Raw genomic sequence first — 819 nt, forward strand, 5'->3', positions numbered from 1 at the left:
CGAGCCGGACGCCGTCGGGCACCGGCGTCGCGGGCAGCTCCCCCGGGGCGTGCAGCGAGACGACCGCGCCGTCCACCAGGGGTGGTTCACCGACCATCTGGCGCTGCGGGTCCAGCCGCTGCGGGCCGAAGTAGACGGAGACCGGGTCCCCGGGGGCGGCCGGGACGCCGGAGGCGGCGGCGAGCGCCGTGGCCAGGCCGCCCGTCACCGCGGCGAGCACGGTCCCGGGCGGGGCGGTGACCATCACGTCGCACTCTGCTCCGGCCTGTTGCGGACCGCAGCGCGGGCCACGCACAGTGAGCCGGATCTGGTTCGGCATCGGCCCCTCCCGGTTCGTCCACCTTGCGCCAGACCGTAGCCGCATCCTCGCACCCGTGACTGACATTCCGTCCCCCGCCCGCCATTCAATGATCTTGATTGGCTGGGGAGATACAGCCGCGTGCTCACATGTGGTCGAGTTCACACACTCTTGGGTGTGCATTGTGACCGGGTATGTCACCGAGGTGTCGCCCAGGTGACACCGAATGTCGGTTCGGTCCCGTCGGGCGGGACCGGAGCGACAGTCGTCGGCCGCTCGCCCGGCGGGCGAATTCTGGCCGGAATCCGTCGGTCCGCTCCCGGCCGGGAACGTCGCGGTGTGCTCGCGCGGCACCGAGGGACGGGTGACGGCGGTGATCGTGTTGACGGTGACCAGGTGGAGGACCCCCGGGCCGCCGTCCCGCCAGCGCCCCGCCCGCGCCGGGCCGACGGGCAACCAAACGCACGCCGGCCACGTCTGTCGGAGGAGACCCGCAGCCGGCACGACCGCGGGGACCGGGT

1 protein-coding gene is annotated in these 819 nt (G+C 73.1%); it reads right to left on the reverse strand.

All coding sequences use genetic code 11. From position 1 onward, the window contains the following. A partial coding sequence (locus tag ACYVE9_RS29045; protein WP_461030860.1) for a hypothetical protein occupies positions 1–319 on the reverse strand: 319 nt, incomplete at its 3' end. Between the last annotated feature and the right edge of the window lie 500 nt (positions 320–819).

It is taken from the genome of Streptomyces sparsus (assembly GCF_054776295.1).